The organism is Oerskovia douganii, assembly GCF_015142735.1.
Taxonomy (GTDB): Bacteria; Actinomycetota; Actinomycetes; order Actinomycetales; family Cellulomonadaceae; genus Oerskovia; species Oerskovia douganii.
Genome location: NZ_JACSPN010000046.1, coordinates 1 through 5,993, shown reverse-complemented (window position 1 = coordinate 5,993; position 5,993 = coordinate 1). Strand labels below are relative to the sequence as shown.

The window sequence follows — 5,993 nt, the reverse complement described above, 5'->3', positions numbered from 1 at the left end:
GACTTCGACATCTCCACTAAGCCCGGAGGTCCTCCCTTCGACAACCCGAACTGACACCAACCTCATGGCCGGGTACAACTAGGTCGCGGTCCCGAACCGCTCCAGCGCCTCCGCGAGCTCGCGCCATCCTGCGCTCCGGTCGCCACCGACGTCCGCACGCTGCCGCACGGCGTGAGCGTCCTCGCGAAGCCGCCGCACGAGCGCGGCCTCGTCGGGGTCCGCGGGGAGATAGCGGTCGTCGAGCAGGTGCGGGGCGTCCCGCTCGGCGTGCATCGCCACGGTGTCGAGGAAGACGGTCAGGCCCCGCGCGGCCCGACGCCGGCGCGCGGCCTCGGCCTCCTCCTCCAAATGTGAGGTGGCCTCGCGGGCGGGAGCGCCGTCGTCGGGCTGGGGAGGGGACGCGACGACGACGTCGAAGCGGCCGGCCCAGAGGCGGCTGAAGGCGACGTCGTCGGCCAGGTGGACGACGGTCCCGATCTCGCTCCCCGGCCCGCCGGGCGCACCCGCCGCGACGAGCTCCTCACGGAGCCCGGCGACCTCGTAGGCGAAGCGGAGCAGGTTGTCGTCGGTCATCGAGGCGCCAACGACGAGGAGGTGCTTGGTCATCATGAGCGACTGCACGAGCGAGCCGACGGGCTTCCAGCGGGTGTCGTAGCGGACGAACGAGCTGCGGGAGAGCACGATCGTCGCCGGACGGTCGACGTCCCCGTGCATCTTGAGGACCCACGGGCGCGCGGCGTCGGTGGGGTCCCAGGGGAGGGTCGAGATTACACGGTCGTGCTGGTCGGCAGGAAGGCCCGACGACGCCGCGACCGCCTCCTCGTAGAGGTGGTCGTAGTTCGTGGTCACCGCCTCGGGGATGCGCATGCCCGCGAGCAGGCAGTGGGCAAGGCTCGGGCGGAGGTCGTCCCTGGCGAGGGTCGACGCGACCTGACGGCCCAGCTGCTCCTGGCTGTCGCGACGCGCGGCCTCGTCGTGCCGGCCCGAGCGTTTGGCCAACGTGACCTGCAGGAGCTCGGCCTGCTCGAGCGAACCGAGGCCCTTGAGGTCCTCGGGCGTGATGTCGAGGCCCATCGCCTCCACGAGCTTCTCCAGGAGCGCACCCCACGAGGGCAGGCCCGCGGCGATGCTCACGCCTGCGCCGAAGAAGAGGGCGAGGTCGCCGCGGGCTGCGCGGTCGCCGAGGTCGCGAGCCTGGTCGTCGAGCTCCTTGGTCGGGAGGGCGCGACGCCCTGCGGCCCGGCGGCGGTGCTGGAGCGCCGAGTAGTCGGACCGGCTCGACGCGACGAGCGCGACGTCGACCCCGTGCTCTCCGGCGGCTGCTGTGAGGTGGGCGAGGAGGGCGTCGATGACCAGGCCTCGCTCGAGGTCGTGGCCGCCGCCTGCCGTACCCAGGACCGGGATAGCGACCAGGGGCAGGTCGCGGCCCGCCGCGTGGGCGGTGGAACGAAGGCGCTGGCTGCCCGTCCGCGCGATCTGCTCGACAGCTCGAGCGGCAGCGCGCCCGACCTCGTCGGGCGTCGCGCCGATCGCATCGAGGAACCAGACCTGACGGCCGGGCCGAGGCTGGCGGCTTGCCGGGAGTGCGGAGCCGCGCTGCCAGCCCTGCGGACGGAGGCCGGCCCAGTCCTCGCGGGCGCCCAGGCCCGCGGCCGGACGCCAGTGATCGCCGATGCTGAAGCGCGAGTCGGTCGAGATGACGACGGCGTCCGCCCCGAGAGCCTCGAGGCGGCCGTTGAGGACGAAGAGATGGCCGGGGGTTGCTCCGGGGGGCGGCGGTGCGGGGGCCGCGGAAGTCGGGATCGGGGCGGACAGGTGGCTGGGCATGCGGTGATTCTGCACGCCGGGGGCGGGGCTGTCGCCGACGCAGGGGAGAGCCGGAGGAATTCACCCCTTCGAGAGGTGACGGCCATGCGGCTCCGGTGATAGATATGTCCGATACGCGCGAACAAGCGAAGAACGACCACTGCGCCCGGTCCAGCGCGCCGGGCGCTCAGGCGTTCATCATCGGATCAGCAACGGCTGGAAGTTCGCGTGACGATCTGAACTCGACCGTTGAACCGCCCTTGACCAGATCGAAGTTCGACATTGGAGTCGCCGTGCCCATTGCTGTTGGCCTAGCCAATCTCGAGCTTTCGCCATCGTCGACGACCTACGAGGGAACGTCGACGGCCTTCGATGGTGTGCGGCGGGCAGTTGCCAGCATCGCTGAGATATCCACCCCCGACGAGTTCCGAGGCACGGTCGCTGTGCTCGACTGGGAGGGCGGGGCGCGTGAGGTGATGCTGATCGACTTCCATGGCGGACCGGCGAACTACCAGCGCCTGTCGCAGAGCGGTCGAATGACCACGAAGTTGACAGACGACGGGACGAGTGTCGCATTGCTGCGTGCGATGAAGTTCGGCGGCAGGGCGTGGCCGACCCTTAACCAGGCGACATGGATGGATCTCTTCGCGATGCTCGAAGGCGCCGATCCCGAGGCTCTGCTCGTCGAGCATGGCGCGATCCGCACCGGAACGTACTCGGAGCTCCTGCCTGGTGTCACGCGGTATAAGGATACGATCGCAGTCGAGGTCGATGGCGATGATTCGGCGGCACTGCTCGTTGCTTTCGCCATGACTCGCGTGTTGCCCATCATGCACGACTTCGGCGCCCCTGGTGGGCTGGAGCCACTCGTATGATGACGACGGTCTCGGTGACGCTCCCGGAGGCGGAGGACGCTGGACAAGTGCTCGCGTCGTACCACACGCTCATGGCTGCGTTCGGCCTGGAGCTCGGCAAGCGCTACGACGACTACGGGCACCAGGTTGCTGGTCCCGGTTGGTTCGAGACCCTCCGCGCAGCCCGGCAGGCCGAGCATGCCAAGTTCGTCCCGAAGAATCGCTTCGACCCGAGCTTCGTGATCGGTGAACCCCTTTTCCACTCGACGAGCCCGCTCCGAGCGTGCCTGCCGAAGGGTAAGGAGTTCTATGACTTCCTAGACGACGTGCGGACGACGAGGAACGCTTGGCAGCACTACTCGGTGGAGCCAAACCTCGACTCGCTCGAGGAGGCCGCCATTGTCGTCCACCAAGTTGCGGACCGCGTCGGACTGGCGATCGCTGGACCCGCCGAAGCGGTTCTCGAACGCGTCGAATCGATCAGGCGCGGCGAATGGCCTCTTGCCGGGACGGCGCCGACGGAGAGCCCAACGATCGAGGTCGAGGCTGATCAGGAGACGGTGGACGAAGTGCACCGCGAGGAGGTCGCATCCACCGCCCGCCAAGCCACCCGCCCGCCCGTGGGGTATCCGTGGACCGAAGAGATGCCCGAACGTCGGGTTCGGCTCACGGTGTCGGGCGGACTCGTCGACCTTGACTCCGGTGAGTCGCTCGCCGGCCTCCTGGGGGATCGCGCCCCGACTATCCTTGCCCAGTGGATCTCGCTACGTCCGAAGGGTGAGCTTCGGGTCGCCGACGACGGCGCCACAGTCGGCTACATCAAGGGTCGTCGCATCCTCTTGGGCTTTCTCGGAGAGGAACCGGCAGTCGACCCGGACGCGCCGCGGGGCTTTCTGGTCCCGCACCGGTATCGCCTCAAACGTGGCGACGTTGTCGACAGTATGTCCGGGGCCCACCTGTCGGACGTTGCGGTCGACGATCCGTCAGCACTCGTGGCCGCATTGGCCGGAGCGCTACCGGACGGCTCCGCGATCCGACTTACCACGGCTGGGGACCTTGTCGTTCTCAACGACGAGGGACCAGTCAAGATCACCTCGGTCACCGCGTCGACGTGGTTTCCCGACCACGTCTCGATCTAAGGACGACGAACACGTGAAAGCTGTCGATGCATCGCTCCTGATGCTCCTCAAGAAGAGCAGCCAGTTTATCGTCCCCATCTATCAGCGGACGTACGCGTGGTCGGAGAACGAGTGCGCCCAACTATGGCGGGACCTGCTCCGTGCGGGTTCCAGTGAGAGTCTCGGGGCCCACTTCACGGGCTCCGTGGTCCACGTGGAACGCTCCTTGTCCGCCCTGACGGAGTTCGAGCCCAACCTGATCATCGACGGGCAGCAGCGCGTCACGACGGTCACGCTGCTGCTGAGCGCGCTCGCAGAACGGCTGGAAGCACTTCCGACGGACCAGCAAGAGCCGATCGACGGCTTTTCCCCCCGGAAGATCCGCAACCGCTACCTCCTCAATGACGACGAATCCGACGAAAGGCAGTACAAGCTGATCCTGTCGCAGAGCGATCGGGACACGCTCATCGCGATACTCCAGGGCGTTGCACCTGAGCCGTCGGGGTCCGCCAGGCTCGTCGCCAACTACGACTACTTCAGAGATCGTCTCGCCGACCCGCGCACGGACCTCGCGGCCGTCTGCCGCGGGCTCGCCAAGCTCGTCGTTGTCGACGTCCGGCTCGAACGGGGCGTCGACAACCCTCAGCTGGTCTTCGAGGCGATGAACTCGACCGGGAAGAAGCTCTCCCAGGCAGATTTGATCCGCAACTTCGTTCTCATGGACCTGGCTCCCAAGGCCCAAGAGAAGATCTATACCGGTTTCTGGCGGCCGATGGAGATCGAGTTCGGACCGGCCGCGTACGAATCTCGCTTCGACGACTTCGTCCGTCACTACCTGACGGTCGTCACCGGCGAGATCCCCCGGCTCGACGACATCTACGACGCCTTCAAGTCTTTCGCCGCCCGCTTTATCTCCGCCGGACAGACGATCGACGAGCTCGTCCTGGACGTGCGGGACTACTCTCGCCGGTACTGCGCGATCGCTCTGGGGAAGGAGCAGGACCCTCTCCTTCGTGCCGCGTTCAAGGATCTCGATCAGATCAAGGCCGACGTCGTTTACCCTTTCCTGTTGAGCACCTACACCGACTACGACGCCGGGACGATCAGCAGGGACGACCTCCTTGCGATCGTCGACATGGTGACCTCGTACGTTTTCCGTCGCGCTGTCGGCCGGATCCCGACGAACTCGCTCAACACGACCTTTGCGACGTTCCACAAGGCGGTGCGCAAGGACGCCTACCTGGATAGCGTCAAGGCGCACTTCCTCGGTATGAAGAACTATCGTGCATTCCCGACCGACGGAGAGTTTATCGAGGCGCTGACGACCTCAGATCTCTATAACTTTAAACGGCGCTCCTACTTCCTTCGTAAGATGGAGAATCACGGACGAAAGGAGCACGTATCGATCGAAGACTACACGATCGAGCACATCCTTCCGCAGAACGAGAACCTCTCGGCCGCATGGAGATCGGCACTGGGCGAGGACTGGCAGCACGTTCAGGAGAAGTACCTGCACACCCTCGGTAATCTGACTCTGACCGGGTACAACTCCGAGTACTCGGACCACGCGTTCGACGTGAAGCGCGACATGGAAGGTGGGTTCCGCGACAGTCCCTTGCGCCTCAACCGGGGTCTTGGTCAGCTCGCTTCCTGGGACGAGCACGCTCTGGTAGAGCGGGCCCGCCGGCTCGCACGGGAGGCCGCTCAGATCTGGACGCGCCCGACACTCGACGCGGCCGTCCTGGCGAGGTTCCAGGAACCTCGCACCGAGACGGGATTCTCGATTGAGGACCACCCCCACTTGCTCTCGCCGGCCCGTCGTGAGCTTTTCGACCACCTCACGTCTGAGGTGCTGGCGCTCGATCCTGGCGTCGCGCGCTACTTTCGCAAGCTGTACGTCGCCTTCAAGGCAGAGACGAACTTCCTGGACGTAGTCCCCCAGGTCAGCCGGATGCGGCTCAGCCTGAACATCCCTATCGAGTCCCTCGAGGACGAGCGCGGGATCGTTGAGGATGTCAGCGGCAAGGGGCACTGGGGCAACGGTCCGACAGAGGTCTCGTTGAACGAGGGCTCAGATTTCACCTACGTGATGGGACTCGTCCGGCAGGCTTTCGAGTACCAGCTCGGCGAGGGCTAGGTGTTCTGTGTCATGACGTTGGTGACACCTGCGTGGAGGCGTGAGGCTGGGGGTTGGTTCCTGGCCGCAGTGTGAGGT

4 protein-coding genes are annotated in these 5,993 nt (G+C 66.3%); 3 read left to right on the top strand and 1 reads right to left on the bottom strand.

Annotation, left to right across the window (positions count from 1 at the left end):
* Positions 1-78 precede the first annotated feature (78 nt).
* The gene (locus H9623_RS18995) at positions 79-1,827 is read right to left on the bottom strand and encodes an SIR2 family protein (RefSeq protein ID WP_193721565.1); all 1,749 of its coding nucleotides are present in this window, start codon (positions 1,825-1,827) and stop codon (positions 79-81) included.
* 104 nt (positions 1,828-1,931) lie between these two features.
* Between H9623_RS18995 and H9623_RS18990 the strand changes: the two genes are divergently transcribed.
* The 3 genes from H9623_RS18990 to H9623_RS18980 are packed head-to-tail and all read left to right on the top strand — an operon-like array spanning position 1,932 to position 5,915.
* On the top strand, positions 1,932-2,681 hold the full coding sequence (locus tag H9623_RS18990; RefSeq protein WP_193721564.1) for a hypothetical protein: 750 nt from the start codon (positions 1,932-1,934) through the stop codon (positions 2,679-2,681).
* On the top strand, positions 2,678-3,799 hold the full coding sequence (locus H9623_RS18985; protein WP_193721563.1) for a hypothetical protein: 1,122 nt from the start codon (positions 2,678-2,680) through the stop codon (positions 3,797-3,799). The genes H9623_RS18990 and H9623_RS18985 overlap by 4 nt, the downstream gene beginning before the upstream one ends.
* A gap of 13 nt (positions 3,800-3,812) precedes the next feature.
* Positions 3,813-5,915: a GmrSD restriction endonuclease domain-containing protein gene (locus H9623_RS18980; protein WP_193721562.1), complete on the top strand. Its 2,103-nt coding sequence runs from the start codon at positions 3,813-3,815 to the stop codon at positions 5,913-5,915.
* Positions 5,916-5,993: the final 78 nt, after the last annotated feature.